This is a genomic window from Nesterenkonia sp. HG001, from assembly GCF_034438835.1.
GTDB classification, from domain to species: Bacteria; Actinomycetota; Actinomycetes; order Actinomycetales; family Micrococcaceae; genus Nesterenkonia; species Nesterenkonia xinjiangensis.
Map to the genome: position 1 here is coordinate 81,998 of NZ_JAOSZD010000008.1, position 25,040 is coordinate 107,037.

The 25,040-nt window shown below is 68.8% G+C and carries 25 protein-coding genes; 10 read left to right on the top strand and 15 right to left on the bottom strand.

Features of this window, described 5'->3' with window-relative positions; genetic code table 11:
- Positions 1–71 precede the first annotated feature (71 nt).
- The gene (locus ODE13_RS13420; protein ID WP_322479717.1) at positions 72–839 is read left to right on the top strand and encodes an SDR family oxidoreductase; all 768 of its coding nucleotides are present in this window, start codon (positions 72–74) and stop codon (positions 837–839) included.
- Positions 840–968: 129 nt separating this feature from the next.
- Here the strand turns inward: ODE13_RS13420 and ODE13_RS13425 are convergent, their stop codons facing one another.
- The 5 genes from ODE13_RS13425 to ODE13_RS13445 all read right to left on the bottom strand — a co-directional run bounded on the left by ODE13_RS13425 (position 969) and on the right by ODE13_RS13445 (position 8,303).
- Positions 969–1,571, bottom strand: a complete 603-nt coding sequence (locus ODE13_RS13425) for a DsbA family protein (protein ID WP_322479718.1) — start codon at positions 1,569–1,571, stop codon at positions 969–971.
- Positions 1,572–1,701: 130 nt separating this feature from the next.
- Entirely contained in the window at positions 1,702–3,174 is a 1,473-nt protein-coding gene (locus ODE13_RS13430; protein ID WP_322479719.1) for a mycothione reductase, read from the bottom strand.
- Between the two features lie 52 nt (positions 3,175–3,226).
- Positions 3,227–6,142 (bottom strand): FAD-binding and (Fe-S)-binding domain-containing protein, encoded by a 2,916-nt coding sequence (locus tag ODE13_RS13435; protein WP_322479720.1) that lies wholly within the window; start codon positions 6,140–6,142, stop codon positions 3,227–3,229.
- Positions 6,139–7,722: a GMC family oxidoreductase gene (locus ODE13_RS13440; RefSeq protein WP_322479721.1), complete on the bottom strand. Its 1,584-nt coding sequence runs from the start codon at positions 7,720–7,722 to the stop codon at positions 6,139–6,141. Before ODE13_RS13440 ends, ODE13_RS13435 begins: the two co-directional genes overlap by 4 nt.
- Complete coding sequence (locus tag ODE13_RS13445) at positions 7,722–8,303, bottom strand: hypothetical protein (protein WP_322479722.1); 582 nt, start codon at positions 8,301–8,303, stop codon at positions 7,722–7,724. The genes ODE13_RS13440 and ODE13_RS13445 overlap by 1 nt, the downstream gene beginning before the upstream one ends.
- A 144-nt stretch (positions 8,304–8,447) precedes the next feature.
- Between ODE13_RS13445 and ODE13_RS13450 the strand changes: the two genes are divergently transcribed.
- The 3 genes from ODE13_RS13450 (at position 8,448) to ODE13_RS13460 (ending at position 10,585) form a co-directional block, all read left to right on the top strand.
- Positions 8,448–9,203 carry an IclR family transcriptional regulator gene (locus ODE13_RS13450; protein WP_322479723.1) on the top strand — a complete coding sequence of 252 codons (756 nt, stop codon included), beginning with the start codon at positions 8,448–8,450 and terminating at the stop codon, positions 9,201–9,203.
- Between the two features lie 176 nt (positions 9,204–9,379).
- A complete protein-coding gene (locus ODE13_RS13455; protein WP_322479724.1) occupies positions 9,380–10,210 on the top strand; it encodes an SDR family oxidoreductase in 831 nt (276 codons plus the stop codon).
- A gap of 45 nt (positions 10,211–10,255) precedes the next feature.
- Positions 10,256–10,585, top strand: coding sequence for a putative quinol monooxygenase (locus ODE13_RS13460; RefSeq protein ID WP_179540190.1), 330 nt, complete (start codon positions 10,256–10,258; stop codon positions 10,583–10,585).
- A 65-nt stretch (positions 10,586–10,650) separates the two neighbouring features.
- On the opposite strand, the gene ODE13_RS13465 is transcribed toward ODE13_RS13460, so the two are convergent.
- Together ODE13_RS13465 and ODE13_RS13470 are read right to left on the bottom strand one after the other, a co-directional pair.
- The gene (locus ODE13_RS13465; RefSeq protein WP_218881848.1) at positions 10,651–12,183 is read right to left on the bottom strand and encodes a sodium:solute symporter family protein; all 1,533 of its coding nucleotides are present in this window, start codon (positions 12,181–12,183) and stop codon (positions 10,651–10,653) included.
- Positions 12,176–12,409, bottom strand: a complete 234-nt coding sequence (locus tag ODE13_RS13470) for a hypothetical protein (RefSeq protein WP_218881849.1) — start codon at positions 12,407–12,409, stop codon at positions 12,176–12,178. The genes ODE13_RS13465 and ODE13_RS13470 overlap by 8 nt, the downstream gene beginning before the upstream one ends.
- 214 nt (positions 12,410–12,623) lie before the next feature.
- Here ODE13_RS13470 and ODE13_RS13475 point away from each other — a divergent pair, with 214 nt between their 5' ends.
- The 4 genes from ODE13_RS13475 (at position 12,624) to ODE13_RS13490 (ending at position 16,422) form a co-directional block, all read left to right on the top strand.
- The gene (locus ODE13_RS13475) at positions 12,624–13,868 is read left to right on the top strand and encodes a CaiB/BaiF CoA transferase family protein (protein WP_179540192.1); all 1,245 of its coding nucleotides are present in this window, start codon (positions 12,624–12,626) and stop codon (positions 13,866–13,868) included.
- A complete protein-coding gene (locus ODE13_RS13480) occupies positions 13,865–14,875 on the top strand; it encodes a hydroxymethylglutaryl-CoA lyase (RefSeq protein ID WP_322479725.1) in 1,011 nt (336 codons plus the stop codon). The genes ODE13_RS13475 and ODE13_RS13480 overlap by 4 nt, the downstream gene beginning before the upstream one ends.
- A complete protein-coding gene (locus ODE13_RS13485; protein ID WP_322479726.1) occupies positions 14,856–15,533 on the top strand; it encodes a GntR family transcriptional regulator in 678 nt (225 codons plus the stop codon). The genes ODE13_RS13480 and ODE13_RS13485 overlap by 20 nt, the downstream gene beginning before the upstream one ends.
- A gap of 103 nt (positions 15,534–15,636) precedes the next feature.
- Positions 15,637–16,422, top strand: a complete 786-nt coding sequence (locus ODE13_RS13490; protein WP_179540195.1) for an AAA family ATPase — start codon at positions 15,637–15,639, stop codon at positions 16,420–16,422.
- Positions 16,423–16,538: 116 nt separating this feature from the next.
- Here ODE13_RS13490 and ODE13_RS13495 read toward each other — a convergent pair whose 3' ends face one another.
- From ODE13_RS13495 to ODE13_RS13525, 7 genes are all read right to left on the bottom strand, one after another.
- Complete coding sequence (locus ODE13_RS13495) at positions 16,539–17,126, bottom strand: MerR family transcriptional regulator (protein WP_322479790.1); 588 nt, start codon at positions 17,124–17,126, stop codon at positions 16,539–16,541.
- Positions 17,127–17,469: 343 nt separating this feature from the next.
- A complete protein-coding gene (locus ODE13_RS13500; RefSeq protein WP_322479727.1) occupies positions 17,470–18,072 on the bottom strand; it encodes a bifunctional nuclease family protein in 603 nt (200 codons plus the stop codon).
- Between the two features lie 197 nt (positions 18,073–18,269).
- The gene (locus ODE13_RS13505) at positions 18,270–19,028 is read right to left on the bottom strand and encodes a MerR family transcriptional regulator (RefSeq protein ID WP_322479728.1); all 759 of its coding nucleotides are present in this window, start codon (positions 19,026–19,028) and stop codon (positions 18,270–18,272) included.
- Between the two features lie 76 nt (positions 19,029–19,104).
- Positions 19,105–19,542 (bottom strand): FHA domain-containing protein, encoded by a 438-nt coding sequence (locus ODE13_RS13510; protein ID WP_179540197.1) that lies wholly within the window; start codon positions 19,540–19,542, stop codon positions 19,105–19,107.
- Positions 19,543–19,573: 31 nt separating this feature from the next.
- Positions 19,574–19,960 (bottom strand): glycine cleavage system protein GcvH, encoded by a 387-nt coding sequence (gcvH, locus tag ODE13_RS13515; RefSeq protein ID WP_179540198.1) that lies wholly within the window; start codon positions 19,958–19,960, stop codon positions 19,574–19,576.
- A 100-nt stretch (positions 19,961–20,060) separates the two neighbouring features.
- Positions 20,061–20,783: a response regulator transcription factor gene (locus tag ODE13_RS13520; RefSeq protein ID WP_322479729.1), complete on the bottom strand. Its 723-nt coding sequence runs from the start codon at positions 20,781–20,783 to the stop codon at positions 20,061–20,063.
- Entirely contained in the window at positions 20,773–21,900 is a 1,128-nt protein-coding gene (locus tag ODE13_RS13525; protein ID WP_322479730.1) for a sensor histidine kinase, read from the bottom strand. The genes ODE13_RS13520 and ODE13_RS13525 overlap by 11 nt, the downstream gene beginning before the upstream one ends.
- 109 nt (positions 21,901–22,009) lie before the next feature.
- Here ODE13_RS13525 and ODE13_RS13530 point away from each other — a divergent pair, with 109 nt between their 5' ends.
- Together ODE13_RS13530 and ODE13_RS13535 are read left to right on the top strand one after the other, a co-directional pair.
- A complete protein-coding gene (locus ODE13_RS13530) occupies positions 22,010–22,819 on the top strand; it encodes an ABC transporter ATP-binding protein (RefSeq protein WP_322479731.1) in 810 nt (269 codons plus the stop codon).
- Complete coding sequence (locus tag ODE13_RS13535) at positions 22,806–23,621, top strand: ABC transporter permease (RefSeq protein ID WP_322479732.1); 816 nt, start codon at positions 22,806–22,808, stop codon at positions 23,619–23,621. The genes ODE13_RS13530 and ODE13_RS13535 overlap by 14 nt, the downstream gene beginning before the upstream one ends.
- 8 nt (positions 23,622–23,629) lie before the next feature.
- Here ODE13_RS13535 and ODE13_RS13540 read toward each other — a convergent pair whose 3' ends face one another.
- On the bottom strand, positions 23,630–24,796 hold the full coding sequence (locus ODE13_RS13540) for an ROK family transcriptional regulator (protein ID WP_322479733.1): 1,167 nt from the start codon (positions 24,794–24,796) through the stop codon (positions 23,630–23,632).
- Positions 24,797–25,040: the final 244 nt, after the last annotated feature.

Below are 25,040 nucleotides of genomic sequence, written 5' to 3' on the forward strand. Positions count from 1 at the left end.
GGGCGCCGAGCAGCATCTCAGCATGCGGGAGGACCATGGTGGCGGCGCATGCTTCTCACTAGGGTGGTGTCATGATTCAGACGCAGTCCGCAGAGCCCCGCAGCGCCCTTGTCACAGGAGCCTCCTCAGGCATCGGTGCCGCCACCGCGCACCGGCTCACCACAGACGGCTGGCAGGTCTTCGCGCTCGCGCGCCGAGCGGAGAAGCTGGAGCACCTGGCCGAGCAGGAAGGCATCGTGCCGATCGTCTGCGACGTCACCGACCGCGAGCAGGTCGATGAGGCGCTGGCCCAGGTCACCGCGGAGGGCGGGATCGACACCCTGATCAACAACGCCGGCGGCGCGCTCGGCGTCGATCCAGTGGCCCAAGGGCGGGTCGACGACTGGGAATGGATGTTCCGCACCAATGTGCTGGGCACCCTGCATGTGACCCAGACGTTCCTGCCGATGCTGCGCGCACACGGCGAAGGCACCGTGCTGAACCTGACCTCCACCGCCGGCATCACCGCCTATGAGGGAGGAGCCGGATACTGCGCCGCCAAATCCGGCCAGCACGCCCTGACCTCGACGCTGCGGCTGGAGGAGGCCGAGCACAATGTCCGGGTCATCGAGGTGCTTCCCGGACTGGTGCAGACCGAAGAGTTCACCGCCAAGCGGCTCCGAGGGGACACCGCAGCGGCCGACGCCGTCTATCAGGGCGTGGAGAAGCCGCTCACCGCCGAGGACGTCGCCGAGGTCATCGCTCACGCGGTGAATCTCCCCCACCACGTGAACCTGGATCAGATCGTGATGCGCCCCGTCGCGCAGACCGCCCAGCACAAGGTCATCCGCACTGGCTGAGCGCCCGCTCGTCACCGGTACGTCGCCGGTCCGCACGGACGGACGACGTACGACCCGGCAGGACTCCTCCGAGCGGAGGAGCAGAGGTCGAGCGTCGACCGTCCGGCGGAAAACCCGTGAGCCGACGTCTCAGTCGAAGACGGGGCTCTCGGTCCTGCTGCGCTTGAGCTCGAAGAAGTACGGGTAGCTCGCCAGGGCCACCGAGGCGTCGAAGAGCCGGCCGGCCTCCTCGCCGCGCGGAATACGGGTGATGACAGGTCCGAAGAACGCCGTGCCCTGGAAGGCGACGATCGGGGTGCCGACGTCCTGGCCCACCAGAGAGATGCCCTGCTCGTGGGAGGAGCGCATCGCCTCGTCATTGACGTCGGTCTGCGCCTCCTCGAGGATCGCCTCGGCGAGCCCGAGCTCTCGCAGCGCCTTGGCCGTGGCGTCGGCGAAGTCCTTGTTGCCGTTGTCATGGATCTCGGTCCCCACCGCCGTGTAGAAGCGACCGACCTCCTCCTGGCCATGTGCGAGCTGCACCGCGGTGGCCGCGCGGGAGGGGATCCAGCGAGCCAGCTGCTCCGCATCCTCGGCCGGTGAGGGCCTGTCAGCTTCATTCAGCACACCCAGGCTCATGACATTCCAGGTGACCTCGACGTCACGCACCTGCGCGACCTCACGGATCCAGCGGGACGTCACCCAGGCGAAGGGACACAGCGGATCGAACCAGAAATCAACGCGCTCAGCCATGCTCGGCTCCTCTCAGTCGGGATGTCTCCCCGGGCGGCGGCTCCGCCCGAGGTGCACTTCCACCCATCTCCAACCCGGCCCGACGCCGACGCATTCCTTCCGCAGTCGAGGATCCGTGCTGCAGGTGAGCTCAGAGATGCTCGCTGACCGGGACGTCGAGACCCAGCAGCGCGTTCTCCGTGACCTCCATCAGCGCCGGGTGGATCCAGTACTGGCCCCGGGCCACCGTGTGGGCGTCCTGGCCGAAGCTCATCGCTTGGATGATCGGCTGGATGAGGTTCGACGCCTGATACCCCATGGCGTGGGCGCCCAGGATGGCGCCGTCCCGACGGTCGGCGATGACCTTGAAGATCCCGGAATGGTCCTCCATGGCCCAGCCGTAGGCGGTGTCGCCGTAGTTCTGCACCGTGACGGTGAGGTTCTCCGCCCCGATCCGCTCGGCGGCCTGCGGCTCGGTGAGCCCCACCTGGGCGAGCTCCGGGTGGGCGAAGACCGCCGAGGGGACCGCGTCCTGCCGTGAGGCGCGCAGATCCTGAGGGTTCTCCAGATTGTGCGCCACCACCCGGGCTTCATGGTTGGCCACATGCTTCAGCTGTGCCGGCGAACTGATGTCTCCGAGGGCGTACAGCCCCGCCACGGGTGTCCCTCCGGAGAGGACCCGCTGGTGCTCGTCGACGACGATCCGACCGTCCTCATGCAGATCCAGCCCCGCCTCGGCGGCGCCCAGAAGGTCACTGTTCGGGCGACGGCCGATGGCGACCAGGACGACGTCGACGTCGTGCTCCTCCTGACGACCGTCCACCGTGACCAGCTGGGCCGTCACTCCGGCCCGGCCCCCGTCCCCCTCCGGATCCCGGGCGAGGACGGCGCCCAGGGTGCGTTCGTAGAGCACCGTCCAGCTCCGCTCGGCCTCCGCGGAGAAGGCGCTGGCCAGATCCGGATCCATGGCGGACATCAGACCGACGCTGCGATTGACCTGGATGACCTCGCTGCCGAGTCCGGAGAAGATGCCGGCGAACTCGCAGGCGATGTAGCCGCCGCCGACGATCAGCACCCGCCGCGGCAGGTCCTGAAGCCTCATCACCGAGTCCGAGGTGTGCACCTGCGGCAGGTCGATGCCCGGTACCTCGGGGAGGACCGGCCGGGAGCCGGCCGCGATGACCAGCTGTTCCGCGGAGACCTCGGTGCCTGCTGCCGAGAGGAAGGAGGTAGGGCCGGTCAGGGTCACCTGTTCCTCGAGCAGGGTGACGTGGTCGAGCTGGACGTCGCGGTAGTGGCGTCCGGCCTCGGAGATCGAGTCCACCCGGGCGAAGACCCGGTCCCGGATGGCCGGCCAGTCGGCTCCCCGGGCCTCCAGGTCGACGCCGAGCCGCTGGGCCTCCTCGGTGCTGTGGGCCAGCGCGGCGGGCCGGACGAACATCTTGGTGGGGATGCATCCGACGTTCAGGCAGGTGCCGCCGAAGGCCGCGGTGCTGCCGGCCCCGCGATCCGCCAGGACCACTGGCCGACCATCCCAGTGCGGTGTGATCAGTGAGTTTCCGGAGCCGGATCCGATGATGGCCAGGTCGGGGGTGAGCGGAGATCCCTGCGCGGAGTCGGTCATGGACTCATCCTAGGGGTGCTCTGCGGCGGACGCTGAGAGCGGTCTCCAGATGTCAGGACCGGGTGACCACCTCGTCGAGCAGCTCGAGGATGTGCCGGTAGGGCCGCCCGGTGGCGCGGCTCATCGCCAGCTCGCAGGTGCGGTTGAGCGAGGCATGGACATCCCCACCGAAGGCGAGGACCTCCGCGGCCTGGGCCCGGGTGGCCGAGGCGGTGAGCTCGGGGTGCAGCATGCCGCGGTCCCCGGCGAAGGCGCAGCATCCCCAGTCCTGCGGGACGTGCACCTCCTCGGCGACGGCCTCGGCGAGGAGGTGCAGGTCGGGGTCCAGCCCCAGCCGGCCCGAAGAGCAGGTGGGGTGGAGCACCATCCGTCCGTACCGGCGGTTCGTCGGGATCTCCAGCCGAGGCAGCACCTCCGCAGCGACGTGCTCGACGGCGTCTCGGACGGTGAATCCGGCCTGTTCGGCGATCAGCTGCAGTCCTTCGGTGCAGGAGGAGGCGTCGCAGACCACCGGCAGCCGGCCTCCCTCGGTGGCGCTCTCCAGGGCGCGCACGACCCTGTCGTGCATGGCGTCGTAACCGTCGGTGAGCCCCTTGGACTTCCACGGGGTCCCGCAGCACAGATGCGGCAGCGCCGCCGGGGTGCGCAGGCGCACTCCGGCGGCCGTTGAGAGCCGGATCAACGCGGCCGCCACGCCGTCCTGTCCGTCGTCGCCTCGACCAGGGCGGCGACCCTGCGCAGGGCCGAACATGGTGCCCGTGCAGGCGGCGAAGAAGACGGCCTGAGCCGCGGGGTCCCGGAGCCGCGGGCGGGGCGTCCCTCCCTCGGGCAGATCAGGCGTCCAGCGCGGGACCCGGTCCTTGCCCAGCAGCGCCCGTCCGAGGTCGGTGGCCGCAGCTGTCAGCGGCGCCGGCAGCCGGTGGGCGGCGCTCAGCGCCAACCCTGCCCCGCGGGCGGCACCGGCCCAGCCTGTGACGGCGGCGCGTCCCACCGCCTGTTCAGCAGGTCCGACGGCCTCGGCGCGCAGCCGGCGGACCAGGTCGCCGGTGTTGATGAGCACCGGGCAGGCCGTCTGGCACATGCCGTCGGCCGCACAGGTGTCCACGACGTCGTGGCGGTGCTCCACGCGCAGGCGCTCGGCGAGCTCCTCGTCGCCGCGTCGCTCGGCCCGGGCGATCTCCCGGCGGAGCACGATGCGCTCCCGCGGGGTGGTGGTGAGGTCGCGGCTGGGGCAGACCGGCTCGCAGTAGCCGCACTCCACACAGCGGTCGACCTCCTCCTCCACCGTGGGGCTCGTCTTGAGGTCACGCAGGTGGGCCTGCGGGTCCTCGCTGAGCAGCACTCCGGGGTTGAGCAGAGCATCGGGGTCGATGAGAGCTCTGACCTCCTGCATGACGGCGTAGAGCTCGTCGCCGACCTGACGGCGCACGAAGGGCGCCATGATGCGTCCGGTGCCGTGCTCGGCCTTCAGCGTGCCGCCATGGCGCAGGACCAGGTCGACCATGTCTTCGGTGAACGCCTCGTAGCGGGGCAGGGTGCCGCCGTCGTCGTCGAAACGATCGGTGATCATGAAGTGGATGTTGCCGTCCTTGGCATGTCCGAAGATCACGGCGTCCTGGTAGCCGTGCGCCTCGAAGAGGGCGATCAGCTCCTCACAGGTGTGGTGGAGCCGCTCGACGGGCACCGCGATGTCCTCCAGCAGGGCGGTGGTGCCGCTGGGCCGACTGCCGGCCACTGCGGTGAACAGGCCCTTGCGGATGTTCCACAGCGCCGTCCGCCGCGCGGAGTCCTGGGAGAGCAGGCTCCCGGGGGCGTCCGGGGAGACGGCGTCGATCGTCGCCAGCGGCAGTCCTGCGAGCGCCTGATCGGCCGCGGCGATCCGTTCGGCGAGGGCGGCGGCGTCGGGCTCCTGGAGCTCCACGAGGAGAGCGGCGTGTCCCACGATGTCGAGACCGGCGAGATCGGCGGGGACCTGCGGGTCCTGCTGCGCGACCCGCAGACTGGCGGCATCCATGAGCTCCACGGTGGCGAACCCGACCTCTACGAGTGCAGGGATGGCCCGCGCGGCGTCGGCGAGGCTGGCGAAGACCAGCAGGCCGGTGGAGGCGTACGGCCGAACCGGCACGGTGTGGAAGGTGGCCTCGGAGAGGAAGGCGAGGGTCCCTTCGCTTCCGATGACCAGATGCTCGAGGATGTCCGCCGGGCGGTCGTGGTCGAGGAAGGAGTTGAGCCCGTAGCCCATCGTGTTCTTGAGGGAATGGAGCCGCCGCAGCCGTTCCACCGACTCCGGATCGCTGCGGATCCTTTCGCGCAGCTGCTGCAGGCCGGCGTGGATCCGAGGTTCACCGGCCTGCAGCCGGGCGTCGGCGTCCTCGGCCCCGGTGTCGACGACGGTGCCGCTGGGCAGCACCAGGACCGCAGAGTCCAAGGTGCGGTAGGTGTTGGCCTCGATGCCGCAGGCCATCCCGGACGAGTTGTTGGCCACGACTCCCCCGATGGTGCAGGCGATCTCCGAGGCAGGGTCCGGCCCGAGCTTGGTGCCGTAGGGCATCAGCCGCGCATTGACCGAGCGGACGGTGCTCCCGGGGCCGGCGCGCACGCGGGCACCGTCGTCGAGGACCTCCACGGAGCGGAAGCCGCGCCGGGTGTCCACCAGGACCGCGTCGGTCACGGACTGGCCGCTGAGGCTGGTGCCTCCAGAACGGAAGGTCACCGGGGCCCGGGCGTCACGGCAGGCCGCGAGGACCCGTCCGACCTCTGTGACGTCGCAGGGCCGCACGACCACCTGCGGGGTGAGCAGGTAGTGGGAGGCGTCGTGGGCGGCGGCCAACCGGTCGGTCGCCCGGAGGCCGAGCGCCACACCCGTGGCCTCGAGCGCCGCCAGCAGCGTCTCGTCCGGCGCCGGCAGCGACCCGACCGCCCCCCGCGCGGCAGCCGAGTCCTGCGTCTTCTCCGTGGTTCCGCTCACAGCGACTGAGCCCTCAGCTGCTCGGCGATGTACTCCGCCTGGCGGATCGCCAGGGCGACGATGGTCAGGGTCGGATTGGCCGCCGCACCAGTGGTGAACACCGAACCGTCGCTGATGAACAGGTTGGACACATCATGGGAGCGTCCCCAGCGGTCGACGACGCCCTCCTCGGGCCGCTCGCTCATCCTGGTCGTCCCCAGATTGTGCGTGGACGGGTACGGCGGAGTGCGATGAGTCGAGACCGCGTCCACCGCTTGGTAGACCTTCTCCCCCTGCCCGTAGGCATGCTCTCGCATGGCGACGTCGTTCGGGTGGTCGTCGTAGTGCACGTTGGGCACCGGCAGCCCGTTCTGGTCCTTCACCGTGGAGTTGAGCGTGACGCGGTTGGACGCCTGGGGCATGTCCTCCCCCACGATCCACATCCCGGCGGTGTTTGCGTAGGCATCGATGAGTCGAGTGAAGTCCGGCCCCCAGGCACCGGGCTCGGCGAAGGCCGCCATGAACGCCGGTCCGAGGGAGATGGTCTCCATGTAGTAGCCGCCGGCGAATCCGCGGTCCGGGTCGTGCAGCGACTCGTCGCAGATGACCCCGGCCATCGTCTCCCCGCGGTTCATCCGCACCGGATTCTCGAACTGGCCCCACACGGTCCCGGTGAGATGGCGCATGTAGTGACGTCCCACATGACCGGAGGAGTTGGCCAGCCCATCGGGGAATGCCGGGGTGGCCGAGAGCAGGAGCAGCCTGGAGGTCTCGATCGCGTTGGCCGCCACGCACACCACCTTCGCTCTCTGGCGGTGAAGATTCCCCTCAGAGTCGAGATACAGGACGGCATCGACCGTGCCCTCGGCGTCATGGGTGATCTGCACGGCCTGGGACTCCGGCCGGAGGTCCAGCAGCCCGGTCTTCAGCGCTCGGGGGATCTCGCGGACCATGATCGACCATTTGGAGCCGTTCTTGTCCCCTTGGAAGTTGAAGCCGTCCTGGATGGAGGCCGGTCGCCCGTCATACTCCTCCGCGTTGGTGGCATAGGGGCCGGTGGCGTAGAAGCGGTAGCCGACCCTCTCGGCGCCGTTGGCGAAGACCTTGTAATTGTTGTTGGCAGGAAGCGGCTTGCGCCCGTGCACATGGGTGGATCCCATGGCCTGCTCCGCCAGGTCGTAGTACGGCTCGAGTTCCTGAAGACTGATCGGCCAGTCCAGGAGATCCGCGTCGTCGACCCGCCCGTAGACGCTGCGGGCCTTGAACTCATGGCTCTTGAACCGCGGTGTGGCACCCGACCAATGGGTGGTGGTCCCTCCCACCGCTTTGACGATCCAGGCCGGAAGGTTGGGGAAGTCCCGGGCGATGCGCCAGGAGCCGCTGGTGGTCCGCGGATCCAGCCAGGCCATCTGATTGAAGGCCTCCCACTCATCATTGACATAGTCCTCACCCGTGAGCTGGGGACCGGCCTCGAGGACCACCACGGGGATACCACGGCCCGTGAGCTCGTGGGCCAAGGTCCCTCCACCGGCGCCGGATCCGATGATGACCACGGCGTCCTCCTCCGCCTCGATGCGGGCGCCGTTCGTGGATCCTGCCATCACTTCTTCACCTCTTCCATGTCGGAGCTCGTGGTGCCGGGCTGATTGGTGCTGTCGACGCGCCGTTCCTCGGCGGCCGGGCGCGGCACCTCGAGGGCGTGCGGGGCGATGTCGGGCATCTGCTCGCCCTCGGGGTACTCGATCCTCGGGTCAGGCAGCCAGTCGAGGTCGTCGAACCCGCGGTGCAGGTAGCCCCCTCTGTCGAAGGACGGCCCCTCATAGCCGACGGCCTCCCACACCTCGGCGTCGTCATAGAGGTTCAGCACCGCGGTGCGCCGGACGAAACCGAAGAACTCGGTACCGTCGACCCGCCGCAGGATCCTCAGTGCCTCGTCCGAGTCGACCTCACGGAAATCGCCCCCGGCGAGGTGGTTGAGCGAGAGCAGTCCCTGGGTGAGCGCGACTCGGAACCAGGTCTCCTCCTCGGCTTCCTTGAGGATGGTGTCCGCGGTGCGCTCATAGGGACCGTCCGAAAATTGCGGGTGGGGGAAGGCGATGCGCAGGACACGGATCAGCGCCTGCCGCGCCTCCTCCGTCATCTGGGTCGCATTGAGCGAGGGGTACTTCGCAGGGAAGACCATGAGTCTGCTCCTTCGTCTGCTGCGTAGGCTGCTGCCAGCGGGTGCCCTGAAGCTATGTGATCTGCCACACTGTCACCAGGTCGATTCTCATCACATGAGAACCCCGATCCGTGCCCGGGGCGGGCACGGGAAGAGGAGGAGCCCATGCCACAGACTGCTGTGATCACACGGGTCTTCTCCGTGCTGGAGGCGGTCTCCGGCAGCGGCAGCGCGAGCGCCAAGGAGGTCGCCGAGCGCCTCGAGATACCTCTGCCGACCGTCTATCGGCTGCTGCACGAGCTGGTCGACGCCGGGTATCTGACCCACCTGCGTAAGGCGGGCCGCTTCGAACTGGGTCCGAAGGTCTTCGACCTCGGCCTGTCTTTCCGACAGCGGCTGATCGCCCCCTCCCCGATCAGACAGGCCACCGACGAGCTGCACCGCACTCTGGGGACCGCGGCCTACTTCGCGATCTACCGGGGGTCGGACATCCTGCTCACTCACCTCTCGGACTGCGAGACCCACCCCCGGCTGCGGCCGCTGCGGTTCGGCTTCCATGAGGCAGCCCACGCCACGGCCTTCGGAAAGATCCTGCTCTCCGGGATGCCGGAGGATCAGTGCTCGGCCTATCTGCGGGCCCGAGGGATGGTCCGACTGACCGAGCACACCATCGTGGACCCCGTGCTGCTGGCCGACCACCTCCAGGACGTGTCCACCCGAGGGATCGCCTGGGAGCAGGAGGAGTTCATCGCGCGACAGACCTGCGCGGCGGTGGGCATACGCAATGCCCAGGGGGTCAACGTAGGCGCGTTGGCGATCAGCATGCCCGCTCAGCAGGGCAGCAGCCGGGAGCGGGAGGTGGAGGCGGCGCTGCGGGAGTACGCCGGACGCTGCAGCCGATACCTGCGCGCCGCCGGCTGACCCGGCGCCCCGCCCGTTCCTGCCTCAGCGACTCCAGGCCGCCGTGTTCTCATCTGGTGAGAACGTGACTTCCACCACGTGGATGCGATGTGAGCAGAATGCTGCCACCGATCGTCTCGCCGGCATCTCGGCGCCCCGCATCGGACCAGTCCATCGATCCAGCACTGGAGGCTGACATGAGCACCGATCCCATCCCTGACGCCATTGCGGGGGCCCGCCATGAGGAGCACACAGCTCGAACCGCCGTGGTCACCGGTGGGGCCCGAGGCATCGGCCGGGGCATCGCCGAACGGCTCGGCCGCGATGGACTGCACGTCGTGGTCGCTGACCTGCCAGGCGCCGTCGAGGGGGTGGAAGAGACGGCGCAGACGATCCGTGAGGCCGGCGGCACCGCGACCGAGGCGGAGGTCGACATCACCTCCGAGGCATCCACCGAGGCACTGGTCAGGACCGCCGCGGATGTCGGCGGACAGCTGGACGTCTTCGTCGCCAATGCGGGAATCGCCCAGGTGGAGGAGCTGGTCGACTACTCCGTCGCCGACTTCCAGACCATGCTGGACGTCAACGTCACCGGGATGTTCCTCTCCTACCGGACCGCCGCCCGGCAGATGATCGCCCAGGGCACCGGGGGCAAGATCATCGGCGCGGCCTCGATCGTCGCCTTCCGGCCCTTCGCGCTGCTTGGCCCGTACTCCGCCTCCAAGTGGGCGGTCCGTGGGCTGACCCAGGCAGCTGCGATGGAGTGGGCCGAGCACGGCATCACCGTCAATGCCTATGGTCCCGGAATCGTGGGAACCGCCATGTGGGATCTCATTGATGAGAAGCTCGGCGCGAAGGAAGGGCTGCAGAAGGGCGAAGCCCTGGAGCAGAACGCGCGCTCCATCCTGCTGGGGCGGGTGTCGGTGCCAGCGGACGTGGCCCAGCTCGTCTCGTTCCTCTCGTCCCCCGATTCCGACTACATCACCGGACAGACCATACTGGTGGACGGCGGCATCCAGTTCTCCTGACGCCTGCCCGAAGCCCATCCCCCTCCCGACCCGAAGGAGAGATCCATGATCTTCATCGTCGTGAAGTTCCAGGTCAAGCCAGAGCTGGCTGACCAGTGGCCCGAGATCACCCGTGAGTTCACCGAGGCGACGCGGGCCGAACCCGGCAACAAGTGGTACGAGTGGTCACGCAGCCTGGAGGACCCGAACGAGTACGTCCTCGTCGAGGCCTTCGACGACGACGCCGCGGCCGCGCACGTCACCAGCGAGCACTTCCAGAAGGCCACGGCCCAGGGCAGCCCCATGCACCAGGCGCTGGTGTCGACCCCGAAGATCATCTCTCGGAAGATCGACGGCGACGACTGGGACGAGATGGGCGAGATGACGGTCAGCTGAACCTGCCCTCCCCGCTGCCGAGCCCGGCCCGTCGGGCCCTCCGTTCCGCGAGGGCCCGACGGGGCTCAGCCTCGGGCCGGGGGTGTCGCGCTCTCGGTCAGCGTCGCGGTGGCCCGCTGGCTCTCTGCGCTGGGCGGCCGCAGCCAGGACCCCACCACACAGATCCCGAAGTTCAGCAGCAGCCCGTAGGTGCCGCCGTGCACACCGAGGAACGTGCTGTGGCCGCTGAGCGTCATCACGGCGGCGACTGCGGCCCCGACCAGCATGCCCCAGAACACCGCGGTCGAGGACAGCCGCCGCCAGTAGAGTCCGAGCACGAACGCCGGCGCCACCTGGACCAGGATCTCGAACTTCAGCACGAAGATCTGATACAGCGTGCCCGGCGGGTTCCAGGCGATCCACAGCAGCAGCGCGATGAGCACGATGCCGGTGATCTTGCCCACCAGCACCTTCTGCCTGTCCGAGGCGGCAGGACGGATGAGTTTGCCGTAGATGTCGTGGGAGATCATTGAGGAGAAGCTCAGCAGCACCGAGTCCGCGGTGGAGACGATCGCGCCGACCACGGCACCGAACAGGATCACCATCGTCCAGTAGAAGAACGGGTTGAGCGAGGCGACGTCGTTGGCCAGCATCCCGACCAGCTCCTCGGAAGCAGAGACGTCCAGCCCCGGGTAGAGGTCGATGCAGATGATGCCGACGACGAAGACCAGCCCGGAGGTGATGAACGGCATCCAGGTCATCCGGGCCAGGGACCGCTTCAGGATCCGTTCGGACCGTGAGGAGTAGATGCGCTGGATGGCGTGGGGGTACATGGCCGCGCCGAATCCCACGATCACGAGCATCGAGAGCCAGTTGATCGAGGTCAGCGTGTCAGGAACGCCGATCTTCTCCGGCTCATTCTCCGCGATGGAGGCCGTGAGGTCCGTGATCCCGCCGCCGGTCAGGGCGAGGGCGCCGACCAGCATGATCACGATGCCGACCATGAGGATGATCCCCTGCATCGCATCGGTGATGGCGACCGCGCGCATGCCGCCCAGCCATTCATAGACCAGCATGACCACGATGAAGGCGATGACGGCCCATCCATAGGGGATGGCCCCGCCGGTGAGCCCGGAGACGGCGTGGCCGATCGCGACCAGCTGCTCCAACAGGTAGTTGGCCAGGCCCCAGAGCATCAGCACGATGGCCAGTGCCGTGACCGCCCGGGAGTGGAAGCGCTGGCTGATCCAGTCCGTCGGCGTGACGAAGCCGCGCTTCTTCCCCACCGCGTAGAGCCGGGGCGCGAAGAGCAGATAGATGCCGATGATCACGGTGAAGAACGGAATCGACTGCAACCAGGAGAAGCCCTCCCGATAGGCCTGTGGAGCGTAGCCGACCACCGTGTTGCCGCTGTACTGGGTGGCGTACAAGGTGAAGAAGAGCGTGATCACGCCCAGGTTCCGCCCGGCCAGGTAGTACTCGCTGACGCTGCGGCCCAGACCCTTGCCCCGGCCGCACAGCCAGCCGATGAGGATCATCGCGGCCGCGTAGAGACACAGGATGATGATCGCGTCGGCACCGGCGAAGGCGAGCTGAGCGTCCATGGTCTCGTCATCCATGGTTCTTCGCCTCCTCCTCGTCTTCGACGATGTTCCATTGCGTGAGGCAGACCCAGGTGAGGAACGCGCTGAGCCCTGCCGAGAGGGCGAGCACGATGACGACCCAGTACGGGATGCCGAACAGGAACGGCTCGATGCTGCCCTCCGGCAGGAACCATGGGGCGTTGAAGAGGACGAGCGCGCCCAGCACGGCCCAGATCCATGGCCTTCGGATGGGTTCCTTCATGTCCATATCCTTCGGAAAGTTGTATACGAAGCTGCTGCCACTTGACTGCCCCACGTGGGCTGCGGAGGCCTGAGAGGCTCCACTGCAGCCATCTGGTGTCGATTCGGCGACGGCGGACGCGGCGACGGAAGGAATCGTATACTATTGTGTGTGATTTCGCTCACTGCCCCCGCCCGAGGCGGCCGGCCCGACCCACCCAGGAGGACCCACCACGATGGCCCCATCGACGACGGCAGAGGACCCGAGAGGCGAGGCCGCTCATCCGGCGACAGGACCGCTGGCCGGCGTACGGGTCGTGGAGATGGGCCAGCTGATCGCCGGTCCGTTCTGCGGCCAGCTCCTCGGCGACATGGGCGCTGACGTCATCAAGATCGAGGAGCCCACCACTGGGGATCCGCTGCGCCAATGGGGGCGCGCCCATCCGCAGGGCGAGTCGCTGTGGTGGGCCGTGCTCGGTCGGAACAAGCGCTCCCTGGCCCTGGACCTGCGCTCGGCCCCCGGCCAGCGCATCGCCCGCGAGCTCATCGCCGGATGCGACGTGCTCATCGAGAACTTCCGGCCCGGCTCGCTTGAGCGCTGGGGATTGGCACCGGAGGAGCTCATCGAGGACAACCCCGGCCTGGTCATGGTCAGGGTCTCCGGATTCGGCCAGACCGGCCCCTACTCCACCCGCCCCGGCTACGGATCGATCGGCGAGGCGATGGGCGGACTACGCTACATCGTCGGCGACCCGCAGACCCCGCCCTCGCGGGTCGGGATCTCCATCGGGGACACGCTCGCCGCGACCTTCGCCGCGCTCGGCGCCCTGTCGGCCCTGCACGAACGCCATCGCAGCGGCCGCGGCCAGATCGTGGATGCCTCGATCTACGAGTCGGTGCTCGCCGTCATGGAGTCCTTGGTGCCGGACTGGGCACTGGGCGGAGTCCAGCGCGAACGCAGCGGCTCCATCCTGCCGAAGCTCGCTCCCAGCAACGTCTATCCCACTCGCGACGGAGTGTGGACCATCATCGCCGCGAACCAGGACACCGTGTTCCGACGCCTGGCCGAGGCCATGCGCCACCCTGAGCTTGCTGAGGATCCACGATTCGTCGATCATCACGCACGTGGCGAGCACCAGGCGGAGCTCGACCAGATCATCGCCGAGTTCTCCTCCGGTCTGGATGCCGAGGAGCTCGAAGAGCTCCTTGAGGCCCACGCCGTGCCGGTGGGCAAGATCTTCCGCCCGCAGGAGATGCTGACCGACCCGCAGTACCAGGCACGGGAGTCGATCACCGCCGTGCCCCATCCGGTGCTCGGGGAGGTCCCCATGCAGAACACGTTCCCCCGGCTCAGCCGCACCGACGGAGCCGTGCGGTGGCCCGGCCCGGCGCTGGGCGCTCACACCGACGAGATCCTGTCCGAGCTGGGCCGTGACGACGATGCCCGCGCAGGGCTGCGGGCTCAGGGAGTGATCCGATGACCGCCCACTCCACGCCCACCACGCTGAGACAGGCCTGGGGGCTGCCGGACACGACCCGTGTGGTGGAGGTCGGTCTGCGCGACGGCCTCCAGGCGATCAGCACCCCGGTGAGCACCCAGACCAAGCTCGAGATCGTCCATCGGCTCATCGACGCCGGGGTCCGAGAGGTCGAGGTCGCCTCCTTCGCCCACCCCCGGGTGCTCCCCCAGCTCGCCGACGCCGAGGAGCTGCTGCGACAGGTCCCTCGCGACCGCGGTGTCACCTATCGGGCGCTGGTGCCCAACCTGCGCGGCATGAGACGTGCCGCCGAATGCGAGATCGACGACGTCGCCGTCGTCGTCCCCGCCGACGACGGGATGGCCCTGAAGAACCAGAACCGCACGACGGCCCAGCTGATCGCAGAGATCCAAGAGATCGGGCGGATCGCCGCTGACGTCGGTCAGAGGCTCATCGTCGCAGTGGCCTGCGCGTTCTTCGCGCCCTGCCGCGGACCGGTGTCTCGGGCCGAGCGTCTCGCCGTCGTCGAGGGCGCCCTGGAAGCCGGAGCGGCGGCCGTGTATCTGGCCACCACCACCGGCGAGGAGCACCCTGGCGAAGTCCACGACGGCATCGCCGAGGTCCGCGACCTTCACCCGGAGCTGGGCTGCGGCGCGCATCTGCACAATCGCAACGGATTCGCCCCGGCCAATGCGCTGGCCGCACTCTCCGCCGGGGCGGACTGGCTGGAGACGTCCTTCTCCGGCCTGGGCGGGGACATGTGGTTCCCCGGCGATCCCACGGTGCTGGGCAACATGGCCACCGAGGACCTGCTCCACCTGCTCCACAGCATGGGCATCTCGACGGGGATCGACTTCGAGCAGCACCGCCGACTGGCCACCGATGTCACCGCGATGACCGGCTTCCCGGTCACTTCCTTCGTCGCCCGCGGCGGCAGTCGCGACGATCTCGCCGCCGCCCGATGGCCGGACCAGCCGCAGGGGAGAGTCGATGGCCCCGCTCAGCGATGACGTGCTCGGCCTGATCGCGGTCGGCGAGTACACCGGCGGACAATGGCTGCGCGAAGGTGCCCTCGCCGAGCGGCTCGGCGTCTCCCGCACGCCGGTGCGCGATGCGCTGCGCGAGCTGGCGGCACTGGGGGTCCTGGACCTGGTGCCCCACCGGGGCGCGCGGATCCGGGAGTACGCGTTCGCGGACATCGAACAGATCTATCACGCTCGTGCGCGGGTCGAACCCGCGGTGGTGGCCGACGCAGTGCCCCGTCTGCGAGAAGATCACCTCGAGCGGCTGCGGCAGCTCAGCGACCGCATGCATGCCATGGCCCAGGACTCCTCGCGGCGCCCCGAGCTCTCGCGGCTGAACAACGAGTTCCACCGGGTCTTCCTCGACGCAGCCGACAACCGCGCGCTCGCTTCCTCGGCCCTGCACCTGGTCACTCCCCTGCTGGTGGCTCACGTCTTCGCCGCCTACTCAGAGGAGGCCCTGGCCCGATCACTGATGCATCACGACGAGCTGATCCTCGCCGCTCAGTCCGGGGACGCCCGCTGGGCCGAGGCGATTATGACCTCGCATATCCTCAGCGGCCTCCATGGGCACCGCGCCGCTCACGCCGCAGCCGGAGAGTCAGCCCCCTCCGCAGCCGATCCCGGCGGCTCCTTCGGACAGTGAGGGGACTCGCCGCGCCTGTCACCTGGGCACGGATCCCCGTCACACCCGGACGTCCCGGGACGTCGCCACCACAAACGTGCGGGGAATCCCTATGATGGGACCTGTGCAGATCATGAGCGTGTCCAGCTTGAAAGGCGGGGTCGGGAAGACCTCGGTCACCATGGGGCTGGCGTCGGCAGCCCTCCAACGAGGAGTCAGGACGCTGGTCATCGACCTCGACCCGCATGCTGACTCGACCACCGGCCTCGCGGTCTCCCGTGGCTCCGGCACGGAGGCGGGTCAGCTCCTCAAGGACGCCCGCCGCACCCGGATCTCCGAACACGTGGTGCGGTCCGGCTGGCTGGACCTGCTCCCCGAGGAGCTGCGCGCCGACGCCAGGCTGGACGTCGTCGTCGGCTCGGCCCTCTCGGCCACCTTCGACCGCCCGGACATCCGACCACGGGACATGCGACGGTTGCGCACCCTGCTGACCGGCCTGACCGACTATGACCTCGTCCTGGTGGACTGCCCGCCGTCGCTGGCCGGGCTGACCCGCATCGCCTGGGCAGCCTCCCACCAGGTGCTCCTGGTCGCCGAGCCGAGCCTGTTCTCAGTGGCCGGCACTGAGCGCACGATGCGTGCGATCCGCCTGTTCTCCAACGAGTACGCCCCGCAGCTCAAATCCGCAGGCGTGGTGGTCAACCGTGCCCGGGCGGACTCCACCGAGCACGAGTACCGCCTCCTGGAGATGGAGCGGCTCTACCAGGAGAAGCTGATGCTGCCGGTGCTCGAGGAGAACGCCTTCTGGCAGCAGATCCAGGGCGCCGCCTATCCGGTGCACCAGTGGCCCGGGGACCAGGCGCGCGACCTGGCGCGATCCTTCGACGAGCTGCTCAAACAGCTCCTCTGAACCGTCGAGGGCAGAGGTCCTGGCATGGCGAAGGGGCCCGATCAGATGATCGGGCCCCTTCGCCATGCCAGGACCTCGACGTGGGCGATCCTCTGCCGCCCCGTCCGTCCTGCCGCTCAGGAAGCCTGGGAGCGACGCCGAGCGCGCATCTTCGCGATCTCATCCTGCTGGCTGAATGCTGAGAACTCCGAGCCGGCCGCCTGCTCGGCGGAGACCGGAGCGGGAGTCTGATCCTCCACGTCGGAGCGTTCACGAGGAAGTTCGGCAAGGCTGCCCTCGACCTCGCGCCACACCCTGCCCACGGCGATGCCGAACACCCCCTGACCTCCCTGGACCAGGTCGATGACCTCATCCGCGGAGGTGCACTCGTAGACCGAGGCGCCGTCCGACATCAAGGTGATCTGCGCCAGGTCCTCCACGCCGCGTTCACGCAGGTGCTCGATGGCGCTGCGGATCTGTTGCAATGAGACTCCGGTGTCCAGCAGCCGCTTCACCACTTTGAGCACCAGGATGTCCCGGAACGAGTACAGGCGTGCCGAGCCGGAACCGGACGCGTTGCGCAGGGAGGGCTGCACCAGCTGAGTGCGCGCCCAGTAGTCCAGCTGACGGTAGGTGATGCCCGCGGCGGCGCAGGCGATCGGGCCCCGATAGCCCATCTCCTCGTCGAGGTCCGGAAGACCGTCGTCGAACAGCCGCTGCTGCAGCGCGGGTCTGGATGACGCACGGTGCGCGCCCTCCGGGGTTCTGCTCTGCGCCCGCTGCTCGTCGGCGCGAGAATCAAGACTCACGTGTTGCCTCCTCGGTGCGGTCCCGCCGGGGGAAGTTCGTCGCCCGCAGACCGCACCTCGCGGTGACGACTGAGCGAGTCCGGACGACGCATGCGGAAACCTTCTTCCTCGACGGTAGAACGGCGACAGCCAGGGGTCAAAGACATCCGGTCCTGCCCCCTCGGCGTGTCGTCAGATGCGCGTGTCACCTGCGGAACGGCCCCGCCCCATGACGTCCACACTCTACTCCCCGGGGCTGACAGGCGCACAGGCCCCACGCTCAGGAATTCGACTTTCCGAAGTCCTCCGGCTCCGCGCCGTCGAGGAACTTCTGAAACTCCTTGATCTCGTCGGCGGAGATGGGACCACGCTTGGCCACATCCGAGGCCTCCGGGCTCGTCCCCATGGGGGATGCGGGCCGCTGGGGCCCACCGGCGGCACCCTGGGCTTCCCCGCCCTCAGCTGTCCGATAGCGCGGAGTCACGGCCACGGCTCGCAACGTGGACTCGGCCATGGTGATCGGGGAGCCGGTGCGCACGGCCACCGCGATGGCGTCCGAGGCGCGGGAATCGAGCACCTGCCCGCGACGCAGCCGAACCGTGCCGAAATAGGTGGAGCTGTCGAGTAGGCCGATCTCGATGGATTCGACGCCCTCAGCCAAAGTGGAGAGCGCCTCCACCAGGAGATCGTGTGTCATCGGCCGCGGTGGGGTCTGGCCGTCCATCCCCATCGAGATGGCGGTGGCCTCCGAGGTTCCCACCATGATCGCTACGTGGAGATCCTCAGTTCCTGGTTCGGCCCCACGGAGCATCACCACGGGCTGGTGCGAGGGCACTTCAATGCGGACGCCCACCACATCTAGTCGGATCTGCCGCTGTGTCATCGGACTGCGACCTCCCCCGCTCCGGTGCACGTCGCCTCGGGTGCGGCGCGAACTCTCGCGCACGACGTCCGTGCACTTCCATAGTCACCGGGACAGGGAGCAGTTGTCCAGACCTGCCCGCACGTCAGCGGCCTTCAGGCATGATCGCGACGACGGTCGGGGCGGTGACGAAGACGGCTACCGGTCCACGCGGCGTGTCAGTCCTTGTCGAGGGACTCCACGGCAGTGTCCATCATCGAGGAGCGCAGATCCTTGAGGGACTGCAGCATCTCCTTGGACGACTCGGCCACGCGGGCACGGGCGGCGGCGTCCTTGCGGGCCGCGTAGGGCGCCATAGCCCGGCCGATGAGATCGAGCTCGTTGTCCGCTGAGCGGCGGATGTTCACCAGATGCTTGGGCTCGAGCCCATAGCGGGCGAGCACACGCACAGCCTTGACGGCCTTGAGGTCGTGATGGCTGTAGGTGCCCTCCGCATCGGCTCGGATAATCCGAAACTTCTCCAGGGTGTCCAGCATCCCGCGCGTGGCACCCGACTGGGCACGCAGCTCCTTCCGGGTCAGCGGACGGATCCGTCCGGTGATCTGCGCGGCCATCTCAGTGGTGACCTCACGGGGTCCCACCGGCGCCGCCTCCGGAAGGTCATCCGGCTGCTCGCCGGCATCCAGGGCGTCCATCGTCTTCTTGATGACGTCCAGGGGCATGTATCGGTCGCGCTGCAGAGCCAGGATGAAACGGAGCCGCTCGACGTCGGCGGCACAGTACTTGCGATAGCCCGAGTGGGTGCGTGCCGGCTCGACGAGATCCCGTTCCTCGAGGAAGCGGAGCTTGGACGCCGTCAGGTCCGGGAAGTCGCTCTGCAGCTCACGGAGGACCTCGGAGATCGTGAAGACGTGCTTGGTCGCCGGGTCGACGTCCTCGGCGGACGCCTTCGGCTTCCTCAGGGGCGAGACACTCACGGCGCATCCTCTTTCGGGCTCAGGGGGAAGGAGCAGAGACCAGCCTCAGGATAACCTGCTCAGCAGCAAACCCGGCTCATTTGCTGCCGGCATAGTAGGTGAGCCGGAACTTTCCGATCTGCACCTCGTCCCCGGCCCTGAGGGTGTAGCGGTCGACCCGGTCGTGATTGACGTAGGTGCCGTTGAGGCTGCCCAGATCCTCGAGCTCGAAGCCGCCGTCGACCCGGCTGAAGGTCAGATGCCGGCGAGAGACGGTGACGTCGTCGAGGAGGATCTCCGCCTCCGGGTGACGCCCCACTGTGGTGACGTCCTTGTCCAGGAGGAAACGTGCCCCCTGGTTCGCCCCCGAATGCGCCATCAGCAGCGCCGACCCCTGCGGCAGGGCGGCGATGGCTTCACGGTCATCCTCGGTCAGGCGCGGCTGCGCGGCACTCGCGTCAGCCGGCGGCAGCGAGATGCTCGTGGTCTCAGCGATGTTCTCGCGCTCATCCGGTGCACCCGGCGTCGTGGACACAGCGGCCTCCCTTCCCTTCAGCGATCTCGTCTCAGCCTACCTGGCTTTCATAGTCTTCGGCAGAGAGCAGCGAGTCCAGCGCTGCCGCATCCGTCAGCTTGACCTCGAACAGCCATCCTCCGCCGTAGGGGTCGGAATTGACCGCACCCGGGTCGGCCTCCAGGGCCTCGTTGATGGCGACCACCTCGCCGGCGACCGGGGCATAGATGTCCGAGACGGACTTGGTGGACTCCACCTCACCGACGACGTCACCGGCGGCGACGATGCTGCCGGTCTCAGGGTGCTCCACGTAGACGACGTCGCCCAGGGCGTCCTGGGCGAAGTCGGTGATCCCCACACGGACGACGCCCTCGGTGTCCGTGGTGGCGATCCACTCGTGCTCGGCGCTGTACTTCAGCTGGGCCGGGATGGTGCTCATGTTCAACTCCGCTCGTCATCGGGCAGGGTCCCCTCGGGGCGCCGGAGAGGCGATCGAGGCGGACGATCCATGGACAACTTAGCACCTGTTCCGGGCCAGGTCAGCCGAGGATCCCCTCATGCAGGGCACGCAGCACCGCATTGGTGCGGTCCCGTGCCCCGAGCTTCTGCAGAATCGTGGAGATGTGGTTCTTCACGGTGCCCTCGGCCAGGTGCACGAGCTCGGCGATCTGCCGGTTCGCGTACCCCTCCGCCACCAGCCGCAGCACCTCCAGTTCGCGCTCAGTGAGCTCCTGGATCACCGCAGGGCCCTCCCCTCCCGGCGCAGGCCCGCTGCGGATGGCCTCCAGCAGCCTGCCGGTGATCGACGGAGCGATGAGCGTGCCACCGGCGGCCAACGTGCGGACAGCCACGGAGAGCTGCTCCACCGTCACGTCCTTGAGCAGATAGCCGCGAGCCCCTGCGCGCAGCGCCTCCAGGACGAGTTCGTCATCGTCGAAGGTGGTCAGCACCAGCACCGGCACCTCATGGCCGTCCTCACGCAGGCGACGCAGCAGCCACAGGCCGTCGTGGCGAGGCATGCGCAGGTCCAGGAGCACCACATCGGGCTCTGTCCGCAGGATCTCCTCCAGCCCCCGGGCGCCGTCGGACGCCTCGGAGACCACCATGATCCCGGCGAGGTCCAGCAGAGTGCGGATGCCCTGCCGCACCAGAGTCTGGTCGTCGACGACGACGACGCGGGCCGGGGTCGACCCGGATGCGCTGGGCGGGGACTCGCCGCCCCCGAGAGCTTCAGGCGCCGCGCCGGGCACGTCAGCGACCATGCCCGACTCTGTCCCGGGACACGGGGAACCAGGCCTCCACCTGGAAGCCGCGGCGTCCCTCGAAGGCGACCTCGCCGCCAAGATGCCCGATCCGTTCCCGCACGCCGGTCAGACCGTGGCCGGGGCGGATCTCCGGCGAGCCTCGGCCGTCGTCGGCCGCCTGCAGCGTGACCCTGCCGTCCCGGGCGGCGATCGTGATGCCGAGCTCATGGGCCTCGGCGTGTCGAAGCGTGTTGGTGATGATCTCCTGCCCGGCGCGGATGAGGGCGGCGGTCTGCTCCTCGTCCAGCTCGACCTCAGGGTCGACGTCCACTCTCACCTCGAGGTCAGCCGCGCCCGCGGCGATCCGGCGCAGGGCTTCCTCGACGCCGAGATCTCCCTGGGCACGCAGCTGTCCGACGGTGCGACGCACATCTGCCAGCAGCTCCTTGGCCACGCCTGCCGCCCGGACCAGGTGCGACTCGGCCTCGGCCGCGGCGCGATGCCGGGCCGCTTCCAACTCCAGGTTGAGCACCGTGAGCTGGTGCCCGATCTGGTCATGGAGCTCTCGTGATATCCGCAGTCGCTCAGCGTTGCGCGCCTCGGCCTCGAGGACCACAGAGGCGGCCGTGAGCTCGACGGTGCGCTGCTCCAGCTCACGCCTGAGCCGCGACTCGCGGTTCAGAGCCACCGAGCTGAACACCGCGGCCAGGTGGATGAACAGGTAGAAGACGGTCGACGCGCTGGCCTCGACAAGGTCCGCCCGATGCAGAGCCATGGATGCGGCGATGACGAGGCAGTTCAGCCCCACCACCGTGAGCGTCACCCGGAGCGACACCACGTACGTCCCCACCGCGGCGATCACCACGAGCAGGACGGCCAGCATCCCCTGCTGCGGCATCGTGCCCATGACGAGCCACGAGGTCACCACGGCGGCGCCGTAGGAGCCCAGCTCCAGCGCACGGCTGCGCGGGGCGCTGGCGGCCACCAGCACGGCCGCGAGCGACACACCGAAGAGCGCCGCCCAGGCGGGCAGCGGGATGAGCGGGCGCTCCCCTGCCACGAGCAGCAGGATGCCGATCCCGGCACACATGACCAGGATCAGACCGCCTGAGAGCTCCTCCGCACGACGTGACATGGACCCACCCTATCCACCTGCTCCGAGAGGCAGGGGTGCCGAAAGTCATGGGCACAGGTCATGACCCCGGGCACAGGCGTCGGCGTTGGCCGGCCGGAAGAGTGGAACCATGACGAGACGAACCCAGCACAGAACACCCCCGGACTCGGCCCCTGAGAGACTGCAGAGCCGAGGTCCCTCCGGAGAACTCGCCGTGGAGGCGCGGGGGCTCACCAAGAGCTACGGCACGCGCCGCGCGGTCGACGGCGTCTCCCTGGGTATCCGGCGCGGGGAGGTCTTCGGCCTCCTCGGCTCCAACGGAGCGGGCAAGACCTCGACCGTGGAGATGATTGCGGGACTGCGGAGCCCTGACGCCGGAGAGGTCCGCATCCTGGGCCTGAACCCCTGGCGCGACCGCACCGCAGTCCGTCAGATCCTCGGAGTCCAGCTGCAGGAGGCCATGCTGCATGGCTCGCTGACCTGTCGAGAGCTGGTCCGCCTCTACCGCAGCTTCTACCCCGACCCGCTCGGAACGGACGAGGCTCTGTCGATGGTGGAGCTCACCGACAAGGCCTCCACCCGTTTCGACGATCTCTCTGGCGGGCAGATGCAGCGGCTCTCGATCGCTCTCGCCCTGGTCGGCGATCCCTCCGTAGTCATCCTCGACGAGCTCACCACAGGGCTTGATCCGCGCGCACGACGGCGGATCTGGGCCCTGATCGAGTCGCTGCAGGACCGGACCGTGCTGCTGGTCAGCCACGCGATGGACGAGGTCGAGACGCTGTGCGACCGGCTCGCCATCCTCGACGCCGGTCAGATCATCGCCGAGGGCACCCCCGAGCAGGTCCGGCAGAAGGCCGGAGCCGACACGCTGGAGGACGCCTTCGTCACACTGACAGGCGGTCCGATCACCACCGAGGAGGACGATGATGAACACTGAGACCCACTCCCCCGGCGGCACCGCCGCACCCGCCGAGTCCTCGGTCCGTTCCGGGCGACGCCCCGGGCCCCTGGCCTGGCTGCTCATGGTCGACGCCGAGGCCCGGATGGTCGTCCGCGACACCGCGGGCCTGGTCATCCCTTTGGGTCTGCCGCTGCTGATCATGGTCATGAGCGGCTCCGCCGCAGCCGGTGAGAGCGTCGGCGGAGGCCTGACAGCGATGGACGTCTACGTCATGCCGCTGGTGCTGGTCCTGGTGATCGCCACTGTGGCGGTCATCAACATGCCCAGCTTCCTGGCCAGCTACCGGAAGTTCCGGATCCTGCGGCGTCTCGCCGTCACACCGGCCTCACCGATGATGGTGCTGGTCGCGCAGTTCGTCGTGAGCGCCCTGCAGATCCTGCTCGGGCTGGCCTTGGCCGTGGGCGTGGCCATGATCTTCTTCGATGCCAGTCTGCCCACCCACCTCCTGACCGCCCTGGCGGTGCTCCTGTTGGTCTTCGCCGCCATGTATGCCGTCGGGCTGGTGATCGCTGCACTGGCACCGACCACGAACTCCGCGGTGGCGATCGGACTGGTCCTCTTCTTCGGGATGGGCGCGCTGGGCGGACTCTTCGGCGGCATGGCGAATCTGCCGGACACGCTTGCCGACATCGGCGCCTGGCTTCCCTTCGGCGCTGGCGTCGAAGGACTCCAGGCGGCCTGGCTCGGCGAGAACGTCGACTGGCAGCACTGGTTCAGCCTGGGAGTGACGGCGGTGGTGGGAACCGGGATCGCCACGGCGACCTTCCGCTGGGACTGACGTCTCCGTCACACCTCGAGGGCGTGCGCCCGCACATGGTCGATCGCGCAGCGCACCGCTCCGGCCCGCACGGCGTCCGCCCCCAGCGTGGAGGCCTCCACGTGCAGCCAGGGGGCGTAGGGGTTCTCAGGCAGCCGACGCCGCACCGCCTCCATGAGGTCTCCCAGGGCCGGGGCCACGGCGCCGCACAGCACCACGCGGTCAATGTCGAGCAGGCCGCCGAGCAGCATGCACACGCGGGCGAGCCGTCCGGCCAGATCCTCGACGATCTCCAGGGCCAGCGGGTCTTCCCGGTGGGCGGCGGCAAAGACGTGCTCCGCCTGGACGCGGTCGGCGCCGACGCCTGCCAGGCTGCTGTCCCGCCTCCCCTGCGCCAGGGCATCGCGGGCCAGCCGGCGGGCGAGGCCGCCGAGCCCCTCGGACGACCCGACGCCCTCGACCATGTCCAGGAAGCCCATCTCCCCGGTGCGGCCGCGCGGCTGGCGGACGAGCTCGCCGTTCATCACGATCCCGGCGCCGAAACGCTCCCCCGAGAGCAGCGCCGCAAAGGAGGACTCGGGGGCCTCGGCGCTGAGGCGGAGCTCCGCGAGGGCGGCCAGGTTGGCGTCGTTCTCCACGATGGCGGGCCACCCCCGTGCATCACCAAGAGTGATGAGGTCGGGGTTCATGCGCCGCCAGAAGGGGTTGGCGTCCCCCGGGGACAGTCCGTCCAGATCCACCGGGGCCGGAACCCCGAGGACGATGGCACGGATGCGCTCCGGCTCCACGGCCGCCGCGGTCAGGGCTGAATCGATCGCCTCATCGACCTCGTCACGCCGGAATCCTGGGTCCAGCACTTCAGGATCGAGACGGCGATGCGCGCGACCGACCTCGTTGGCCCGAAGGTCGGCGACAGCCGCCGAGATTCCGTGCTGTCCCGCGTCGACTCCGATCACGTAGGCCGCGTCGGGCCGGAAGGCGTACCGCAGCGCGGGCCGACCCGTCGAGTGTCCACCTCGACGCCGGGCGGTCCCCGCGGAGGTCAGCCAACCCTCGTCGACCAACGCCTTGCACAGGGTGAGGACGGTGGCGCGCGTCAGTCCTGTGAGCTCCATGAGCTCCGAGGCCGTGGCCGCCCCGGATCCCCACATGTGCTCCAGGACGCGCCGGGCGTTCTCCCGTCGCAGCTGCTGCATGGAGACACTCCCTTCTGATAGCACCCGGGGCCCTGGCCGGATCAGCCAGCGGAGCTGCTCTGACGCCCCGATCCGCCGTCACAATAGTATTGCGTGACTTTTATTTATGGTCTATATTTATGTCGTAGCTCACCCGTCTCCCGGCTCACCGCGTCGCCGATCACCCGTGATGTCAGGTCGATCACGGGTCCGTCGCTTCACGCTCCCGCCGACGACTCACCAGCCGCGAGGCTCCCGAGACCGG